This window comes from uncultured Dysosmobacter sp. (assembly GCF_947631165.1).
Lineage (GTDB): Bacteria > Bacillota > Clostridia > Oscillospirales > Oscillospiraceae > Oscillibacter.
This window is the reverse complement of the sequence record NZ_CANRKH010000046.1, coordinates 1-16,524: the sequence shown is the minus strand read 5'-3', so window position 1 is coordinate 16,524 and position 16,524 is coordinate 1. Positions and strand designations below refer to the sequence as shown.

General features: G+C 60.0%; 17 protein-coding genes and 1 tRNA gene. 16 read left to right on the top strand and 2 right to left on the bottom strand.

Going from position 1 to position 16,524, the window contains the following annotated elements; translation table 11 throughout:
- On the top strand, nucleotides 1-881 hold an 881-nt coding region (locus Q0Z69_RS14650), incomplete at its 5' end, for a DUF4368 domain-containing protein (RefSeq protein WP_298035143.1).
- 83 nt (nucleotides 882-964) lie between these two features.
- On the opposite strand, the gene Q0Z69_RS14645 is transcribed toward Q0Z69_RS14650, so the two are convergent.
- Nucleotides 965-1,040, bottom strand: a tRNA-Pro gene (locus Q0Z69_RS14645).
- Between the two features lie 105 nt (nucleotides 1,041-1,145).
- Here Q0Z69_RS14645 and Q0Z69_RS14640 point away from each other — a divergent pair.
- From Q0Z69_RS14640 to yihA, 15 genes are all read left to right on the top strand, one after another.
- On the top strand, nucleotides 1,146-2,108 hold the full coding sequence (locus Q0Z69_RS14640; RefSeq protein WP_298035142.1) for a M23 family metallopeptidase: 963 nt from the start codon (nucleotides 1,146-1,148) through the stop codon (nucleotides 2,106-2,108).
- Nucleotides 2,092-2,676 carry a site-2 protease family protein gene (locus Q0Z69_RS14635; RefSeq protein WP_298035141.1) on the top strand — a complete coding sequence of 195 codons (585 nt, stop codon included), beginning with the start codon at nucleotides 2,092-2,094 and terminating at the stop codon, nucleotides 2,674-2,676. Before Q0Z69_RS14640 ends, Q0Z69_RS14635 begins: the two co-directional genes overlap by 17 nt.
- A gap of 138 nt (nucleotides 2,677-2,814) precedes the next feature.
- On the top strand, nucleotides 2,815-3,156 hold the full coding sequence (rplS, locus tag Q0Z69_RS14630) for a 50S ribosomal protein L19 (RefSeq protein ID WP_298035139.1): 342 nt from the start codon (nucleotides 2,815-2,817) through the stop codon (nucleotides 3,154-3,156).
- A gap of 331 nt (nucleotides 3,157-3,487) precedes the next feature.
- A complete protein-coding gene (gene lepB, locus Q0Z69_RS14625) occupies nucleotides 3,488-4,069 on the top strand; it encodes a signal peptidase I (protein ID WP_298035137.1) in 582 nt (193 codons plus the stop codon).
- Nucleotides 4,070-4,084: 15 nt separating this feature from the next.
- Complete coding sequence (gene lepB / locus Q0Z69_RS14620; RefSeq protein WP_298035135.1) at nucleotides 4,085-4,669, top strand: signal peptidase I; 585 nt, start codon at nucleotides 4,085-4,087, stop codon at nucleotides 4,667-4,669.
- Nucleotides 4,666-5,538 (top strand): ribosome biogenesis GTPase YlqF, encoded by an 873-nt coding sequence (gene ylqF / locus Q0Z69_RS14615; RefSeq protein WP_298035133.1) that lies wholly within the window; start codon nucleotides 4,666-4,668, stop codon nucleotides 5,536-5,538. Before lepB (Q0Z69_RS14620) ends, ylqF begins: the two co-directional genes overlap by 4 nt.
- A gap of 71 nt (nucleotides 5,539-5,609) precedes the next feature.
- Nucleotides 5,610-6,233, top strand: coding sequence for a ribonuclease HII (locus tag Q0Z69_RS14610; RefSeq protein ID WP_298035131.1), 624 nt, complete (start codon nucleotides 5,610-5,612; stop codon nucleotides 6,231-6,233).
- Nucleotides 6,230-6,586, top strand: coding sequence for a YraN family protein (locus Q0Z69_RS14605; protein ID WP_298035130.1), 357 nt, complete (start codon nucleotides 6,230-6,232; stop codon nucleotides 6,584-6,586). The genes Q0Z69_RS14610 and Q0Z69_RS14605 overlap by 4 nt, the downstream gene beginning before the upstream one ends.
- A 67-nt stretch (nucleotides 6,587-6,653) precedes the next feature.
- Nucleotides 6,654-8,141: a threonine synthase gene (thrC, locus tag Q0Z69_RS14600; protein ID WP_298035128.1), complete on the top strand. Its 1,488-nt coding sequence runs from the start codon at nucleotides 6,654-6,656 to the stop codon at nucleotides 8,139-8,141.
- 459 nt (nucleotides 8,142-8,600) lie between these two features.
- Nucleotides 8,601-9,302 carry a metallophosphoesterase gene (locus Q0Z69_RS14595; RefSeq protein WP_298035127.1) on the top strand — a complete coding sequence of 234 codons (702 nt, stop codon included), beginning with the start codon at nucleotides 8,601-8,603 and terminating at the stop codon, nucleotides 9,300-9,302.
- A gap of 75 nt (nucleotides 9,303-9,377) precedes the next feature.
- The gene (gene tig, locus Q0Z69_RS14590; RefSeq protein ID WP_298035125.1) at nucleotides 9,378-10,841 is read left to right on the top strand and encodes a trigger factor; all 1,464 of its coding nucleotides are present in this window, start codon (nucleotides 9,378-9,380) and stop codon (nucleotides 10,839-10,841) included.
- Between the two features lie 158 nt (nucleotides 10,842-10,999).
- A complete protein-coding gene (clpP, locus tag Q0Z69_RS14585) occupies nucleotides 11,000-11,584 on the top strand; it encodes an ATP-dependent Clp endopeptidase proteolytic subunit ClpP (protein WP_298035123.1) in 585 nt (194 codons plus the stop codon).
- Between the two features lie 19 nt (nucleotides 11,585-11,603).
- On the top strand, nucleotides 11,604-12,920 hold the full coding sequence (gene clpX / locus Q0Z69_RS14580; protein WP_298035122.1) for an ATP-dependent Clp protease ATP-binding subunit ClpX: 1,317 nt from the start codon (nucleotides 11,604-11,606) through the stop codon (nucleotides 12,918-12,920).
- Between the two features lie 60 nt (nucleotides 12,921-12,980).
- A complete protein-coding gene (gene lon / locus Q0Z69_RS14575) occupies nucleotides 12,981-15,392 on the top strand; it encodes an endopeptidase La (RefSeq protein ID WP_298035121.1) in 2,412 nt (803 codons plus the stop codon).
- 10 nt (nucleotides 15,393-15,402) lie between these two features.
- Entirely contained in the window at nucleotides 15,403-15,999 is a 597-nt protein-coding gene (yihA, locus tag Q0Z69_RS14570; RefSeq protein ID WP_298035106.1) for a ribosome biogenesis GTP-binding protein YihA/YsxC, read from the top strand.
- A gap of 69 nt (nucleotides 16,000-16,068) precedes the next feature.
- On the opposite strand, the gene Q0Z69_RS14565 is transcribed toward yihA, so the two are convergent.
- The gene (locus Q0Z69_RS14565; protein WP_298035104.1) at nucleotides 16,069-16,461 is read right to left on the bottom strand and encodes a DUF4368 domain-containing protein; all 393 of its coding nucleotides are present in this window, start codon (nucleotides 16,459-16,461) and stop codon (nucleotides 16,069-16,071) included.
- Nucleotides 16,462-16,524 lie beyond the last annotated feature (63 nt).

The window sequence follows — 16,524 nt, the reverse complement described above, 5'->3', positions numbered from 1 at the left end:
ATGACCCGCAGAACTGGGTGATATTCAAGGACGTTCATGAGCCGATCATTGACCGGGACACTTTTGATCGGGTGCAGGCCCTTGTGGCAAAAACAAAACGCCGTGCGCCTAAGAAAGCGAACGGCCCCAAGAGTATCTTCTTTGACCTTCTGTACTGCGGGGACTGCCACAAAAAGATGCACTACCACACGAACACCAAAAATAAGGACATCCACTACTTTGCCTGTTCCGATAACACCGTGGATCACCGTGGGGCTTGTCCTGGCCGACATTATATCCGGGCGGACGCCATTGAGCAGGTGGTGACGCTGGAACTTCGGCGGATGGCCGAGATGCTGCGGAACGACGAGGCCGCCTTTGCCGAGATGCTGGCCCAAAAGACCGATCAGGAACTCCAAAAGGAGCGGAAGCGGGACGAAGAGGAACTTCAAAAGTCCATCGTCCGCAACGACACCGTCTCCAGGCTCTATGAAAAGCTCTACGAAGACAACGCCACGGGCAAGGTCAGCGACGAGTGGTTTATGCAGCTCAGCCACAAGTACGAGGTGGAGCGGATGGAACTGAAGAACAAGATTTCCGCTCTGCGCAGGAAGCTGGCGGAATCGGGCCAGCACCAGCGGGAGCGGGACAGCTTCATCAAGGCCATACGCCAATTCATGCGGATGGACCGCCTGACCTCGCCGCTACTGCGGGAGCTCATAGACCACATCGACGTGTTCGAGACGGAGGGCACAGGCAAGAACCGTACCCAACGGGTCGTGATCTATTACCGCTTCGTGGGGTATATCGAGTGGCCGGGGCGGGCAGGCGGCCAGAACTACAAGGCTGACACCCGCAAGGGCGTGGCGGTGGAATACCTCACCAATCCCATCCCAGCATAAAAAACGAGCAGGCGTCACGCCTGCTCTACTTAGAAAAAGACATCGAGTGTTCATAAGGTGAAATCCCTTATGAACACTCGATGTGGTCCGAGTGGCGGGATTTGAACCCACGGCCTCTTGGTCCCGAACCAAGCGCGCTACCAACTGCGCTACACCCGGATGCAACGTTATTTATTATACGGAATTTCTTGCCGGATGTCAAGGTCATATTCTCGGAAAACAATTCATATGCTGCAAAAGAAGATGAACGGGGAGGGGAGCGGCATGACTTCACAGGGACGCCGGGCCGGCGGGATCGCGGCGGAACGGAGGCGGGGAAAGCGGAGCGGTGCCCGGCAGGCGCCCCGCCGAAAGAGCGAACCGCTGCGGCCAAAGGAACGGAGGCAGCTGCTGCAGCTGGTAGCCTGCGGGACCCTGTTTGTGGCGCTGGTGGCGGTCAAGCTGCTGCTGCCGGACCAGATGGAGGCGCTGGGCGGGAAGCTGTCGGCGGCCATGAGACGGAATATGGACGTGCAGGCGGTATTTTCCGCCGTGGGCCGGGCCTTCGCCGGGGAGAGCGGCGCGATGGAAGAGGTCTATCAAGCGGTGTTCCACCCCAACGAAGCGGGAGAGGTTCTGGAGACGGCGGCAGCGGTGGACCCGCAGCTGCTGGAGGAGAGCGCCGCTCTGGATACCCTGCGGGCCTGCCGGCCCGCCGCCGGGGAGACGGAAACGGCAGAGCCGAAAGCGACGGATCCAGAGCCGCAGCCAGAGCAGACGGCTTCGTCTCTGGCCTATGTGCTGTATTCGGATCAAAATCTGCCGGAGAACGTCAGTCTGGAACAGGCCCTGTTGGACTTTGACTATTGTACGCCGGTCAGCGGGACGCTGACATCCGGTTTTGGCTACAGGGAGCATCCAGTGGAGGGCGAGGAGCGCTTTCACTATGGCGTGGACCTGGCGGCCAACACCGGCACGGCAATCAGCTGCTTCGCGGACGGCACGGTGACGGCAGTGGGGGAGAGCAGCAGCTATGGCAAGTACTGCATTGTGACCCACGCCGGTGGTTATGCCTCCCTGTACGCCCATTGCAGCCGTGTCACGGCGGCCTCCGGCGCGGCGGTGACAGAGGGAGAGAAGATCGCGGAGGTGGGGGAGACGGGCATGGCCACCGGACCGCACCTCCATTTCGAGCTGCATCAGAACGGCACGTATCTGAATCCCATCTACTATGTCACAACGGCCTAAAGACCGGGTGCGGATATCTCCCGGCTTTTTCCTGCTGACGGCCTGGTTCGGTGCGGTCAACGGCTGGCGGCTGCTGGCGGTGGTGCTGGGGGCCGCCGCTCTCCATGAGCTGGGCCACTGTTTGGCCCTGTCCTGTTTGGGAGCGGGGATCGGCGGCCTGCGGATCGGCATGTCCGGTGCGGTGCTGGAGGTGGAGGGGCGGCTCTCCTACGGCGGGGAGCTGCTGGCTACGCTGGCCGGGCCTGCAGCCAATCTGGCATGGGCCGTTGTGCTGACGGCACTGGACAGCCAGCGGTGGACCATGGCTGTGGGGGCGCACCTGACCCTGGCGGTATTCAATCTGCTGCCCATCGTGCCGCTGGACGGCGGACGGGCGCTGTATCTGCTGATGGCCTGGGCTGCTGGACCCGGAGCGGCGGAGCGGGTGGTCCGCTGGTCCAGTGGGGTCACGGCGGTGGCCCTGGCGGCGGGGCTGGTGTTTTTGATGAAAGAGACAGGCGGCAGCCTGTGGCTGCTGCCTGCCGCCGTGGGACTGCTGATCAGTGCGGGAAAAAGAATTTTTTTGTAAAAAATGCTTGCAATCACAGGCGGTTTATGGTATCCTATTCAGGCTACAAAGGGTGGTCCTCTGTCGTGCGCGGAATGATCGCGCCCATCTATGATGGAAAAGCGGCATGAACGCCTATAAAATAGGAGGAAGATATCCATGGATCTCATTCAGGAATTGAACAAGGAAACCCTGTCCAAGGAGATGCCCCGCGTCCAGATCGGCGACACTGTGCGTGTCCACGTGAAGGTCAAGGAAGGCTCCCGCGAGCGCATCCAGGTCTTTGAAGGCACCGTCATCGCCAAGAAGCACGGCGGCATCGAGGAGACCATCACCGTTCGCCGCATCTCTTACGGCGTCGGCGTGGAGAAGGTGTTTCCTGTGCACTCTCCTTCCATCGAGACCATCCAGGTGGTCCGCAATGGTGCCGTCCGCCGCGCGAAGCTGTATTATCTGCGTGACCGCGTTGGCAAGGGCGCCAAAGTCAAGGAGAAGCTGTGATCTGAGGATAAAGAGCGGCATGCGCCGCTCTTTTTTCTTTAGAAAATCCCCTGTGTGCTCTTGTGGCCGAAGGTGTTTTTTGATATACTAATAAATCAGTGCAAAAGGGGCGGTATGGCCTCTGTCCGTTTGGAAAAGATCTGATACGAATCACTCATAAAACAATTTTCTTGTTTTATCAGGGCTGTATAAGCGGCCCTGGCGGCGAAGCCGCATGGGATGAAAGTCCATACTTTTCCTGCGCGGCGTAGGCGCGGCGGCGCGATGCGCCGCAATAGAAAACTTTTTTAAAGTTTTTTCAGGAAACAGTATGAAATGGAGGGAAGCTCTCGTGGCTGAAGGAAAGAAAAAGCCGGTGGACCGGGGCTTGTACGATTGGGTCCAGGCGCTGGTGTGCTCTGTGCTGACGGTGGTGCTGCTGTTCATGTTCGTGGCGCAGATCGTCAGTGTCTCCGGCCCGTCCATGCGGGAGACCTTGCAGGACAAGGACAGGCTGCTGGTGCTGCGGGGCTATCTCTGCGGCGAATACCGGCAGGGAGACGTGGTGATTTTCCAGCGGCCGGACTTTGAAAACGGCGAGCTGATCGTCAAGCGGGTCATCGCCACAGAGGGCCAGACGGTGGATATCGACTTTGAGGCCGGCACAGTGTATGTGGATGGCGAGGCTCTGGAGGAGCCTTACACCCGGGAACCCACCTGGCTGGATGAGGGATTGAAATTTCCCGTGACGGTGCCGGAGGGCTGCGTGTTCCTGATGGGCGATAACCGCAACGACAGCCGGGACAGCCGAGATTCCGGCCTCGGCCCGGTGGATACCCGCCACATCCTTGGCCGGGCGCTGTTGATCGCCGTCCCCGGCGAGACGGCGGACCTGGACCGGCGGGAGTGGAGCCGCGTGGGTTTGCTTCACTGAACAGAGGAGAAACAGATGAAAGAGAAACAGGAGAAAAAGAAGCAGGAGGGCAGGGACCTCTACGAGTGGGTGCAGGCGCTGGTGTGCTCCGTGCTGACAGTGGTGGTGATATTCACCTTCGTCATCCGGCTCATCGGCGTGGAGGGGCATTCCATGGTGCCGACCCTTCAGGATGGAGACCGGCTGCTGGTGATGACCTCGCTGCTGTACGACGACTATCAGTACGGCGACATCGTGGCGCTGCGGAAGGCGGCCTTTCTGGACGAGCCGATCGTCAAGCGGGTCATCGCCACAGAGGGCCAGACGGTGGACATTGATTTTACCACCGGCAGCGTCTGGGTCGATGGAAAGCTGCTGAAGGAGGACTATATCAACGAGCTGACGCTGCTGTCGGAGGGGACGGACTTTCCTCTGACGGTGCCGGAGGGCTGCGTATTCGTCATGGGCGACAACCGGAACCACTCCAGCGACAGCCGGGATGTCCGGCTGGGGACCGTGGACATCCGTTATATCATCGGCAAGGCGGTGTTTCTGGCCTTCCCCGGCCCTGACGAATACACGGAGCAGCGGAGCTTTGACCGGATCGGAGTGATCGCATGAATATCCAATGGTATCCCGGCCATATGACCAAGACCCGCCGGATGATCGCGGAGCAGATCAAAAACGTGGATGCGGTGTGTGAGATCCTGGATGCCCGCATCCCGGTGTCCAGCCGGAACCCGGACGTGGACGAACTGACGGCGGGGAAGCCACGGCTGGTGGTGCTGAACCGGGTGGACCAGGCAGACCCAGAGGCCACGAAGAAGTGGGCTGTATACTTCCGGGCCAAGGGCTGCGCGGTACTGGAATCCGACGCCAAGGGCGGCATGGGTACGGCAAAATTTGCCGCCGCCGTCCGGGAGCTTCTGGCGGACAAGCTGCGCTCCTATGCGGAACGGGGCATGGCGGGGCGGGTGGTCCGGGTGATGATCCTGGGCATCCCCAACGTGGGCAAATCCACCTTTATCAATAAGGTAGCGGGCCGCAGGACCGCCAAGACCGAGGACCGCCCCGGTGTCACCCGTTCCAAGCAGTGGGTCCCTATAGACAAGGGTTTGGAGCTGCTGGACACCCCCGGCATCCTGTGGCCCAAGTTCGAGGATCAGAGCGTGGGATTGAATCTGGCCTTTACCGGCGCGGTGAAGGATGATATTTTAGATGTGGAGACTCTGGGCTGCCACTTGATGGCCTATCTGGGGGAACGCTATCCGGAGGCTCTGAAAACAGGCTATAAGCTGCCTGTCTTGCCGGAGCGCAAGGACGGGGAGAACGACGTGGCCTACGGCTACCGGCTGCTGGAGACCGCCGGGAAGAAGCGGGGCTTCCTGGTTTCCGGCGGAGAGGTGGATACGGAGCGGATGGCCAAGATCCTGCTGGATGAGTTCCGGGGGGGCAAGCTGGGCCGCTTTACACTGGAACTGCCAGAATAAAGGGAGGGCGGCGAAGGGTAGCCCCGCCCATCTTGTGAAGAGCACCCAAAAATTGTTGTGGAGTTTGAAACATGGGTTTTTGGATATATGAGCGAGAACAATGGAAGAACGGCTTTCAGACCCTCTGTGGCGTGGACGAGGCGGGGGCCGGACCTCTGGCGGGACCGGTATACGCCGCCGCCGTGATCCTGCCCCGGGAGCTGGACATCCCCGGCCTCAATGATTCCAAGAAGCTGACGGAGAAGCGCCGGGAGGCTCTCTTCGATATCATTACCGCCCAAGCGGTATCATACAGCGTGGCCCGGGCTGAGGCGGCGGAGATCGACGAGATGGACATTCTCAACGCCCGGATGCTGGCTATGCAGCGGGCCATCGACGGCCTGTCTATCAAGCCGGACCTGGCCCTTATCGACGGAAACCGGGACCACGGCAGCCGGTATGCTGTTGAAACGCCCCATATCACCATCGTCAAGGGCGACGGGAAGAGCGCCTCTATCGCGGCGGCGTCCATCCTGGCCAAGGTCAGCCGGGACCGGTATGTCTCCACGGAGCTGGACAGCCAGTATCCCCAGTACCAGTTCGCCAGGCACAAGGGCTATGGCACCAGGCTCCACTATGAGATGCTGGACCGGTACGGCCCCTGTCCGGCCCACCGGGCCACCTTTTTGAAAAAGTGGGAGGCGCAGAAGCTGTGAACACGAAAGCGGCGGGCGACCGGGGCGAAGCTGAGGTCGCCAAATACCTGCGGAAGAAGGGCTATGCGCTGCTGGCCAGCCAGTGGCGGTGCCGGTTCGGAGAGCTGGACCTGGTGGCCCGGGACCGGAAAGGGACCGTATGCTTTGTGGAGGTCAAGCTGCGGAGCGCCTATTCCATTGGCCTGCCCCGGGAATTTGTGGACAGACGGAAGCAGGAGCGGCTGCGTTCCGCCGCCGCAGCCTACCTGAGCACCTATGAGCTGGACGCCCCCGCCCGGTTCGACGTGGCGGAGGTCTACGCGGATAGCGGCGGCGCCCTTCGGGTCGAGTACATCGAGGACGCGTTCCAATAGAAAATCGATAACTTTCCAAATTCTATTTAAGATCACATTTCATTTTCCTGAAAGGGAGGAAATCAATATGAAGTATTACAGCACACGGGACAAGGCGGTCCGCATGGAGTCTGCCGAGGCCATCAAGATGGGCCTGTCCAGGGACGGCGGCCTGCTGACCCCGGAGACCATCCCCCAGATCGACGAATCGTTTTTGAACAGTCTGGTGAACGCCCGGTATCAGGAGCGGGCCGCCAGGGTCATGAGCTTGTACCTGACGGATTACACCTATGAAGAGCTGTTGGCCTTCGCGGAAAACGCCTACAGTCCCGACAAGTTCGATACGCCTGCCGTGGCGCCCCTCCGCAGGGTGGACGGTTCTACCCACTGCCTAGAGCTGTGGCATGGCCCCACCTCTGCTTTCAAGGATATGGCGCTTCAGATGCTGCCCCAGCTGCTGTCCGCCGCCCTCCGCAAGACCGGGGAGGACAAGACGGTGTGTATCCTGGTTGCCACCTCTGGCGACACCGGCAAGGCCGCCATGGAGGGCTTCGCCGACGTGGAGCAGACGAAGATCATGGTGTTCTATCCCAAGGACGGCGTGTCCGCCGTGCAGGAGGCCCAAATGGTGACCCAGGACGGCACAAACGTGGGCGTCTGCGCCGTGGTGGGCAATTTTGACGACGCCCAGGCTGGGGTGAAGCGCATCTTCTCCGATGAGGACATGCGGGCTACCCTGGCGGACCGGGGCTATTTCCTGTCCTCCGCCAACTCCATCAACTGGGGCCGCATCCTGCCCCAGGTGGTCTATTATATCTCCGCCTACTGCGACCTGCTGCACTCCGGTGGGATCAAGATGGGGGACAAGGTGAATTTCTGCGTCCCCACCGGCAACTTCGGAGATATCCTGGCGGCCTATTACGCAAAGCGCATGGGCCTGCCGGTGGGGAAGCTGATCTGCGCCTCCAACTGCAACGACGTGCTGACGGATTTCCTGCGCACCGGCGTGTACGACCGCAACCGGCCCTTCCACACCACCATGAGCCCCTCCATGGACATCCTGGTGTCCAGCAATCTGGAGCGGCTGCTGTTCAATCTCTCCGGTGAGAACGACGCGGAAGTCCGAGGCTATATGGACGCCCTGGCAAAGGACGGCAGATATGAGGTCTCCGACGCGATCAAGGCCCAGCTGGCGGAGCAGTACTGGGGCGGCTTCTGTGACGAGGCCGGCACCGCCGCCGCCATCGCGGACTATTACAAAAACAAGGGCTATCTCATCGACACCCACACCGCTGTGGCGGCCAGCGTCATGGAGCAGTACCGCCAGGCCACCAGCGACGAGACGGTGACGGTGTTCGTCTCCACCGCCTCGCCCTACAAGTTCTGCAACCACGTCCTCACCGCCATCGGTGAGACCCCGTCGGGGGACGGCGTGGAGCTGCTGGACCAGCTGCACACTGTTTCCGGCGTCGCTGTGCCCCGCCGCCTCGCGGCCTTGCGCGGCAAGGCCCGCCGCTTCGACCTGACGGCGGAGAAGGCGGATATGGACGGTGTGGTGCTAGACTTTTTGAAATAAAGAAGGGGGACGGGGAAGATTCTGAAACGGAAATACGCCCGGTTATGTATCCTGCTTCTGGTTCTGACATTTCTCTTTATCGCGTTGCCTGTATTGATGTATGAGATCGCTGGGTGGGAACTGGCGCTTTGGGGAATACTGGGAATCGGGGGCATGGCCATCTGCATGGCACTGATAGTGGCGATGCGGTTTTACTGCTTGAGATGCTCCTCCTGCGGCAGGGGCCTGACCAGGCCCTACTGGAACCCAGGCCCAAACCATGAACAGTTTTGCGCCAAATGCGGGAAGCCGTTCATCTTTGACGACGAGGTTTGACCCGGCGTCCGCAAACACCAGACTGAGTTGCCGCCGCACCGGCCCGGTTAACCGCCAGACTACCAGAGCGCGCTAAAGTTCTTGAAGTCACTTTTCTTTCAAGAAAAGTGACTTCAAGAAAAAGTGACAGAAAGGAGGGGTCCAATGGCCCTCTATGCCATCGGGGATCTGCACCTCTCCCTGACAGCCGACAAATCCATGGAGGTGTTCGGCCCCGCTTGGGAGAATTACCACGCCCGTATCGAGGAGGCTCTGGGCATTTTGACGGAGGATGACGTCCTGGTGCTGGCAGGGGATACCTCCTGGGGCATCGACCTGAACGAGGCGGAGGCCGACTTCAAATTCCTGGACCGTTTTCCCGGGAAAAAATATCTGGTGAAGGGCAACCACGACTATTGGTGGACCACGGCGGCAAAGTTTCACCGCTTTTGCGGGGAGAAGGGGATCAGGACGTTGGACCTGCTCCACAACAGCTGCGTCCTCTACGGCGATTACGCTGTCTGCGGGACCCGGGGCTGGTTTTTGGAGGAAGAGCAGAAGCCCCACAACGCCAAGGTGCTGAACCGGGAGGTCATGCGGCTGGAGACCAGCCTGAAGGCGGCGGAGGGACGGCCCATCCTATGTTTTCTCCACTATCCGCCGCTGTATCAGGGCTATCAGTGTCCGGAGATCCTGGCGATGCTGGACCGCTACCAGGTCCGTGTCTGCTGCTACGGACACCTCCACGGCCCCACCATCAGGCGGCGGTGGGAGGGAATGCGGCAGAAAACGGAGTATTCCCTGATCTCGGCGGACTATTTAGGCTTTATTCCAAAAAAAATTTACGATTTTGGGAAAAAAGACTAGCATTTTCAAGATTTTTCTGATAAAATACCGATTTGCAGCGGCGTGCAGCCGCTGATGAACGGAGGAATAAACAAGATGAGTGTGAAAAGCTGCGAAAAAATTGAAAAAAGTCAGGTCGTGCTGACCATTGAGGTCGGCGCGGCGGAATTCGAGGCTGCCATCGAGAAGGCGTATCGCAAGATGCGTAAGAACATCCGTGTGCCGGGCTTCCGCCCTGGCAAGGCCCCCCGCAAGATCATTGAGGGCATGTATGGCGTTGAGGTGTTTTTCGAGGAGGCCATCAATATCGCGTTCCCCGATGCCTATGAGGCTGCCGTGAAAGAGCAGGAGCTGCAGGTCGTGGGCTACCCCAGCGTGGAAATGGTGGGCGAGGTGAGCAAGGAGGGCTTTACCTTCAAGGCTACCACGCCTGTGTATCCCGAGGTTACTTTGGGCGCTTACAAGGGCCTGACCGCCGAGAAGGAGGAGGTCAAGGTCACCGCCGCCGATGTGGAGGAGCGTCTGAAGCAGCTCTCCGACCGCAACACCCGCCTGGTGAGCGTGGAGCGGGAGGCCAAGGAGGGCGACACCGCCGTTATCGACTTCGAGGGCTTCCTGGACGGCAAGCCCTTTGACGGCGGCAAGGGCGAGAACCACAGCCTGGAGCTGGGTTCCCACAGCTTTGTCCCCGGCTTTGAAGAGCAGATCGTGGGCATGAAGGCCGGCGACGAGAAAGATCTGGACATCACCTTCCCCGAGGACTATCACGCGGACCTGGCCGGCAAAGCCGTGGTATTCAAGGTGAAGGTCCACGAGGTGAAAGAAAAGCAGGTCCCTGAGATGGACGACGAGTTCGCCAAGGACGTCAGCGAGTTCGACACCCTGAAGGAGCTGAAGGCCGACTTGAAGAAGAAGGTGGCCGAGGACCGTCAAAAGGATGCCGACCGCGCCTTTGAGGATGCGCTGATGCAGCAGGTGGCCGAGGGCATCACCGCCGACATCCCCGACGCCATGGTGGAGAGCCAAGCCCGCCAGTTCCTGGACAACTTCAAGATGCAGATCGCCCAGCAGGGCATCCCCTATGACCAGTACATGAAGATGACTGGAATGGACGAGGCCAAGCTGCTGGAGGATGCCAAGGAGCCTGCCCTGCGCCAGGTGCGGATGGATCTGGCCGTGGCCGCCGTCATCAAGGCCGAGAACATTGAGGCCAGCGACGAGGACGTGGAGGCCGAGTACCAGAAGCTGGCCGAGCAGTATGGCATGGACGTGGAGATGGTAAAGAAGTATCTCCAGGCCGAGCAGGTGAAGGACCAGGTCGTGACCCAGAAGGCCATTGCCGTGGTGGTGGACAGCGCTACCGCTGTGAAGCCTGAGAAGAAGGCTGCCAAGAAGAGCACCAAAAAGACGGAAGAGGCCGCCGAGGGCGAGGAGAAGGCCGCCAAGAAGCCGGCCAAAAAGGCCGCCAAGAAGGCAGAGGAACCTGCTGAGGGCGAGGAGAAGCCCGCCAAGAAGCCCGCCGCCAAAAAGAGCGCCAAGAAAGCGGAAGAAGCCGAATAAAGGTTTTTTTCCAGTACACATTTCATAGATTTACAGTTTCGACACATTCTCTCATGGTGCCTGTGGTATCATGAGAGAATGGTTTATAGGGGGCCCGCCTGCCAGGGCCTCAGCGCCGCCGGCATCACCGGCCCGCACAAAAGAGGAGGTTTTTTACCATGAGTTTAGTACCTTATGTAGTGGAGCAGACCAACCGGGGCGAGCGGTCCTACGACATCTTTTCCCGCCTGCTGAACGACCGTATCATTTTCCTTGGCGAGGAAGTCAATGCCACTACCGCCAGCCTGGTGGTGGCCCAGCTTCTGTATCTGGAGGCTCAGGACCCCGACAAGGATATTCAGCTGTATATCAACAGCCCCGGCGGCTCTGTGACCGACGGCATGGCCATCTATGACACCATGCAGTATGTCAAGTGCGACGTGTCCACTATCTGCGTGGGCATGGCCGCCAGCATGGGCGCGTTTTTGCTGTCCGCGGGCGCTAAGGGCAAGCGCATCGCCCTGCCCAACGCCGAGATCATGATCCATCAGCCCTCCGCCGGGACCCAGGGCCAGATCACCGATATGGCGATCCACCTGAAGCGGCTGGAGACCATCAAGAAGCGGATGAACCGGATCATGGCCGAGAACACTGGCCGGTCTATCGAAGAGGTCACCGCCGCATGTGAGCGCGACAACTTCATGAGCGCTGAGGAGGCCAAGGAGTTTGGCCTGATCGATCAGATCATCACCGGCAAAAAGTAATGAAAACCGAGGTAGTACCATGAACGACGACAAAAAGCCCATTCGGTGTTCCTTCTGCGGCAAGCATGAGCAGCAGGTGCACCGCATGATACAGGGGCCCGGCGTGCGGATCTGCGACGAGTGCGTCCGGCTGTGCATGAGCATCCTGAACGACGGCTTTGACGATCTGGAGGATCCTGTCCCCCTGGAAGAGGATCTTCCGGACCAGCTTCCCACGCCCCGGGAGATCAAGGATGTGCTGGATCAATACGTCATTGGGCAGGACGAGGCCAAGGTGGCTCTGTCCGTGGCAGTATACAACCACTATAAGCGCATCTTTTTCGGCGGCGGCGAGGATGTGGAGCTGCAGAAGAGCAATATCCTGATGCTGGGACCCACCGGTTCCGGTAAGACTCTGTTTGCCCAGACTTTGGCCCGTATCCTTCAGGTTCCCTTTGCCATTGCCGACGCCACGACGCTGACAGAGGCGGGCTATGTGGGCGACGATGTGGAGAATATTTTGCTGCGTTTGCTTCAGGCTGCGGACTTTGACGTGGAGCGGGCCGAGCGGGGTATCATATATGTAGACGAGATCGATAAGATCGCCCGGAAAAGCGAGAACACCTCCATTACCAGGGACGTGTCCGGCGAGGGCGTACAGCAGGCGCTGCTGAAGATCGTGGAGGGCACCGTGGCCAATGTGCCGCCTCAGGGCGGGCGAAAGCACCCTCATCAGGAGTTCATTCAGATCGATACCCGCAACATCCTGTTTATCTGCGGCGGTGCCTTCGACGGTTTGGAAAAGATCATCGAGCGGCGGCTGGATCAGAAGAGCATCGGCTTCGGCGCCAATGTGCAGGGCAAGAAGGAGAAGGATGTGAGCAGCCTGCTCCGTCAGGTCCAGCCCCACGACATTTTGAAGTTCGGCCTGATCCCCGAGCTGGTGGGCCGTCTGCCGGTGATCGCGCCCCTGAACGCGCTGCGCCGGGAGGATCTGGTGCGGATCCTGAAGGAGCCGAAAAACGCGCTGGTGAAGCAGTACAAAAAGCTGATGGAATATGATGATGTGGACCTGGAATTTCAGCCGGATGCGCTGGAAGCCATCGCCGACAAGGCTATCGAACGGAACATCGGCGCCAGGGGCCTGCGGGCCGTCATGGAGGGCATCCTGACTCAGATCATGTACGATATCCCCTCGGACCCCACCGTCGTCAAGGCAGTTATCACTCGTGAGTGCGTGGAGGGCGCGGGCCAGCCGGAACTGACCCGGGACCCGGAGAAGATCAGCTATTCTGTCAAGCTGAATTCCGGAAAGAGCCAGGCGCGTCCCGGCGCTGTTCCCAGATCGGCATCTTAAAACAGGGAAGAGGGACGCCCGGTGCGCCCCTCTTTCAGTATCCCTGCGAAAGGAGACACTATGGAACCCATCACATTGAATCTGCCCGTTCTGGCCCTCCGGGGCCTGACGGTCTTTCCCCATATGACGCTGACCTTTGACGTGGAGCGCCCTATCTCCATCGCCGCGCTGGAGCGGGCCATGGAGGCGGACCAGGATATCTTCCTGGTGACCCAGCGGGAGATCGGCGTCAACGCCCCCACTGAAAAGGACCTTTACCAGGTAGGGACCATTTCTCATATCAGCCAGATCCTGCGGCTGTCGCCCAGGTCCGTTCGCTGTGTGGTGGAGGGCCGCCGCAGGGCGCGGCTGCGCCGGCTTTGGCAGGCGGAACCCTATTTGCAGGCCAACGTGGAGGCGCTGGCGGAGGAAGAGACCTCTGAAGCCTTCCGCCGCAGCCCCAGGACGGAGGCCCTGCTGCGCCAGACCTGGAACCTGTTCAGCGAGTACGCGGAGCTGGCGGGCAGTCTGCCGGAGGAAGTGGCTTCCGCGGTCATGGACTGCCGGGACGTGGGCTATCTGGCGGACTACATAACCCAGAACATCGCTTTGCGCCACACCGACAAGCAGGAGATTCTGGAGGAGATGGCGCCCTTCATCCGCCTTCGGAAGCTGAATGCCTTCCTGGCCCGGGAGTGCAACGTGCTGGGCTTTGAGCATGAGATGGAGGGCAAGATCCGGGACCAGCTGGCCCAGAGCCAAAGGGACCAGATCCTTCGGACCCAGATCCGTGTTCTGCAAAGCGAGCTGGGCGAGGAGGACACTGACGACGAGATCGACGGCTACCGTCAGAAGATCCAGGCCCTGGGCCTGGCGGAGGACACGGAAAAGCACCTGCTGAAGGAGGTCTCCAAGCTGTCCAAGCAGCCCTTCGGCAGTGCCGAGGGTGCGGTCATCCGCAACTATCTGGATGTCTGCCTGGAAATGCCCTGGAACACCTATACCAAGGAGCGGGTCAGCGTGGATGCCGCCCGGAAGGTGCTGGAGCGGGACCACTTCGGCCTGGAAAAGGTGAAGGAGCGTATTTTGGAGACCATTGCTGTCCGGCAGATGAACCGGTCAGCCAAGGGCCAGATCCTCTGCATGGTGGGGCCGCCCGGCGTAGGCAAGACCTCTATCGCCATCAGCGTGGCTGAGGCGCTGAACCGGAAGCTGGCCCGGATCTCGCTGGGCGGCATCCGGGACGAGGCGGACATCCGGGGCCACCGCAAGACCTATATAGGCTCCATGCCCGGCCGCATCATTGAGGGCATCAGCCGCAGTGGGGCCATGAATCCGCTGCTGCTGCTGGATGAGATCGACAAGCTGGGCAGCGACCACCGGGGCGATCCGGCCTCCGCCCTGCTGGAGGTGCTGGACAGTGAGCAGAACAGCGCCTTCCGAGACCACTTTCTGGAGATCCCCGTGGATTTGAGCAAGGTGATGTTCATTACCACCGCCAACACCACGGATACCATCCCACGGCCTCTGCTGGACCGGATGGAGGTCATCCAGCTCTCCAGCTACACCGACGAGGAAAAGGTACAGATCGCACGCCGTCACCTGCTGCCCAAGCAGTTGACAGAGCATGGCTTGAAGAAGGGGAGCGTCCGCATCAGCGATGACGTGCTGCGAGCCGTGATTCGAGACTATACCCGGGAATCCGGAGTCCGCCAGCTGGAGCGGCGGCTGGCCGCCATTTGCCGCAAGACGGACATGCGCCTGCTGACAGGAAGTGTAAAGCGTCTTACCGTTACAGAACAGGACCTGCCGAAGCTGCTGGACTGCCAGCCGTATCCGCCCGCGCTCCATGCGGAGAGGGAGGAGACCGGCGTGGTGAACGGCCTGGCATGGACCGAGACCGGCGGCGAGATCCTGGAGGTGGAGGTCAACGTCATGGACGGCTCCGGCAAGCTGGAGCTGACCGGCAACCTGGGCGACGTGATGAAGGAATCCGCCCAGGCGGCGCTCAGCTGCCTGCGGAGCCGGGCGGCAATGCTGGGCATCGAGGCGGACTTTTACAAGACCAAGGACATCCATGTTCATTTTCCGGAGGGAGCGGTGCCCAAGGACGGCCCTTCCGCTGGTATCGCCATGGCCACCGCCATGCTCTCCGCCCTGACAGGCCGGAAAGTCCGTGCAGGTATTGCCATGACAGGTGAGATCACTTTACGGGGGAGAGTGCTGCCCATCGGCGGCCTGAAGGAAAAGACCATGGCCGCGCTGCGAAACCATATCGGAACCGTCCTGATCCCAAGAGACAATATGCGGGACCTGGAGGAGATCGACCAGACGGTCCGGGCGGACCTGCGGTTCATTCCTGTGGGGAATGTGGACGAGGTGTTCGCCGCTGCTCTGTGTCTCCCTGCCGACGCGGCGCGGGAGGAGGCGGTCCCGCATGTGAGCGCTTTTGCCCGCCGGGAGACAACGGGCGAGACCGGACTGCGTCAGTAAAGGAGGACCTATGGCCATCAATTTTGGAAAGGCGGAGTTCGTCCGCTCAGCGGGCGCCAGCAGGGACTTTTTGCGGGACGGCCTGCCCCAGTTCGCTTTTGCGGGGCGGTCCAATGTGGGGAAGTCCTCGGTCATCAACCGCCTGCTGAACCGGAAGAATCTGGCTTACGTGGGCGCTTCCCCCGGTAAGACGACCCAGGTCAATTATTTTCTGGTGGATAACCGGGCCTATCTGGTGGACCTGCCGGGCTATGGCTACGCCAAGGTCAGCCGCGCGGAAAAGGAGCGGTGGGGCCGCCTGATGGAGAGCTATTTTCAGGACGAGGGCGGCCGCATCACGGCGGGCGTACTGATCGTGGACATTCGCCACAAGCCCACGGCCGACGATGTGACCATGCACACCTGGTTCCGGGAGACAGGCTGCCCGGAGATCGTGGTGGCCAACAAGCTGGATAAGCTGAAGCGCAGCCAGGTGGAGCCTGCCCTGGCCCTGATCCGGGAGACCCTGGAGCTGACGGAGGAAGATGTTCTGGTGCCCTTTTCTGCGGAAAAGGGCAGCGGCAAGGAAGAGCTGATCGGACTTTTGAACAGGGCCTGCGAGCGATAAGAAAAAGGAACGGCGAATGGGGCGGTAACGTAAGAAAACATTTACAGCGAGGGTCGGCGTGGCGGTATGCTACGCCGACTTTCGCTTATTATTGTCTTGGGCAGTTTGGGATTGCTCCCGCGCTCCCTCAAAATCAAACGCACCAATGAAGTTATAGACAATCTCGATTTCCCGGATTTTTACCCGCTTTTCGTGTTCGTCGGTGGTGTAGGTATCGGACACCCTGATCTGCTCCACGAACTCACGCAGGATGGTGGCGTCAAGCTGGGTCATGTCCGTGTATTTCTTTACCACAGAAATGAACTTCCTGACGTTGGTTTTCTTCTGCTCCTGCTGTTTCACTTTCTGCCCCAGCGTTTCCACGACGACCTTTAACTGTGCCTGCTCCTGTTCATAGTCACGGGACAGTTTGATGAAACGGTCGTCTGACAGCTTGCCGGTGATATTATCCTCAGATAACATTTGTCAAGGGGAAATTTCTGAAATGAGACCCTTTCATAAATAATATAATATCCTCCCAGATTT

Excerpts from the sequence above, each read along its gene's own strand:
- clpX (WP_298035122.1), top strand. The coding sequence starts at position 11,604 with ATGAACGACGACAAAAAGCCCATTCGGTGTTCCTTCTGCGGCAAGCAT.
- Q0Z69_RS14610 (WP_298035131.1), top strand. The coding sequence starts at position 5,610 with ATGGGTTTTTGGATATATGAGCGAGAACAATGGAAGAACGGCTTTCAG.
- ylqF (WP_298035133.1), top strand. The coding sequence starts at position 4,666 with ATGAATATCCAATGGTATCCCGGCCATATGACCAAGACCCGCCGGATG.
- Q0Z69_RS14635 (WP_298035141.1), top strand. The coding sequence starts at position 2,092 with ATGTCACAACGGCCTAAAGACCGGGTGCGGATATCTCCCGGCTTTTTC.
- yihA (WP_298035106.1), top strand. The coding sequence starts at position 15,403 with ATGGCCATCAATTTTGGAAAGGCGGAGTTCGTCCGCTCAGCGGGCGCC.
- Q0Z69_RS14565 (WP_298035104.1), bottom strand. The coding sequence starts at position 16,461 with ATGTTATCTGAGGATAATATCACCGGCAAGCTGTCAGACGACCGTTTC.
- tig (WP_298035125.1), top strand. The coding sequence starts at position 9,378 with ATGAGTGTGAAAAGCTGCGAAAAAATTGAAAAAAGTCAGGTCGTGCTG.
- clpP (WP_298035123.1), top strand. The coding sequence starts at position 11,000 with ATGAGTTTAGTACCTTATGTAGTGGAGCAGACCAACCGGGGCGAGCGG.
- Q0Z69_RS14595 (WP_298035127.1), top strand. The coding sequence starts at position 8,601 with ATGGCCCTCTATGCCATCGGGGATCTGCACCTCTCCCTGACAGCCGAC.
- Q0Z69_RS14640 (WP_298035142.1), top strand. The coding sequence starts at position 1,146 with ATGACTTCACAGGGACGCCGGGCCGGCGGGATCGCGGCGGAACGGAGG.
- thrC (WP_298035128.1), top strand. The coding sequence starts at position 6,654 with ATGAAGTATTACAGCACACGGGACAAGGCGGTCCGCATGGAGTCTGCC.
- rplS (WP_298035139.1), top strand. The coding sequence starts at position 2,815 with ATGGATCTCATTCAGGAATTGAACAAGGAAACCCTGTCCAAGGAGATG.
- lon (WP_298035121.1), top strand. The coding sequence starts at position 12,981 with ATGGAACCCATCACATTGAATCTGCCCGTTCTGGCCCTCCGGGGCCTG.
- lepB (WP_298035135.1), top strand. The coding sequence starts at position 4,085 with ATGAAAGAGAAACAGGAGAAAAAGAAGCAGGAGGGCAGGGACCTCTAC.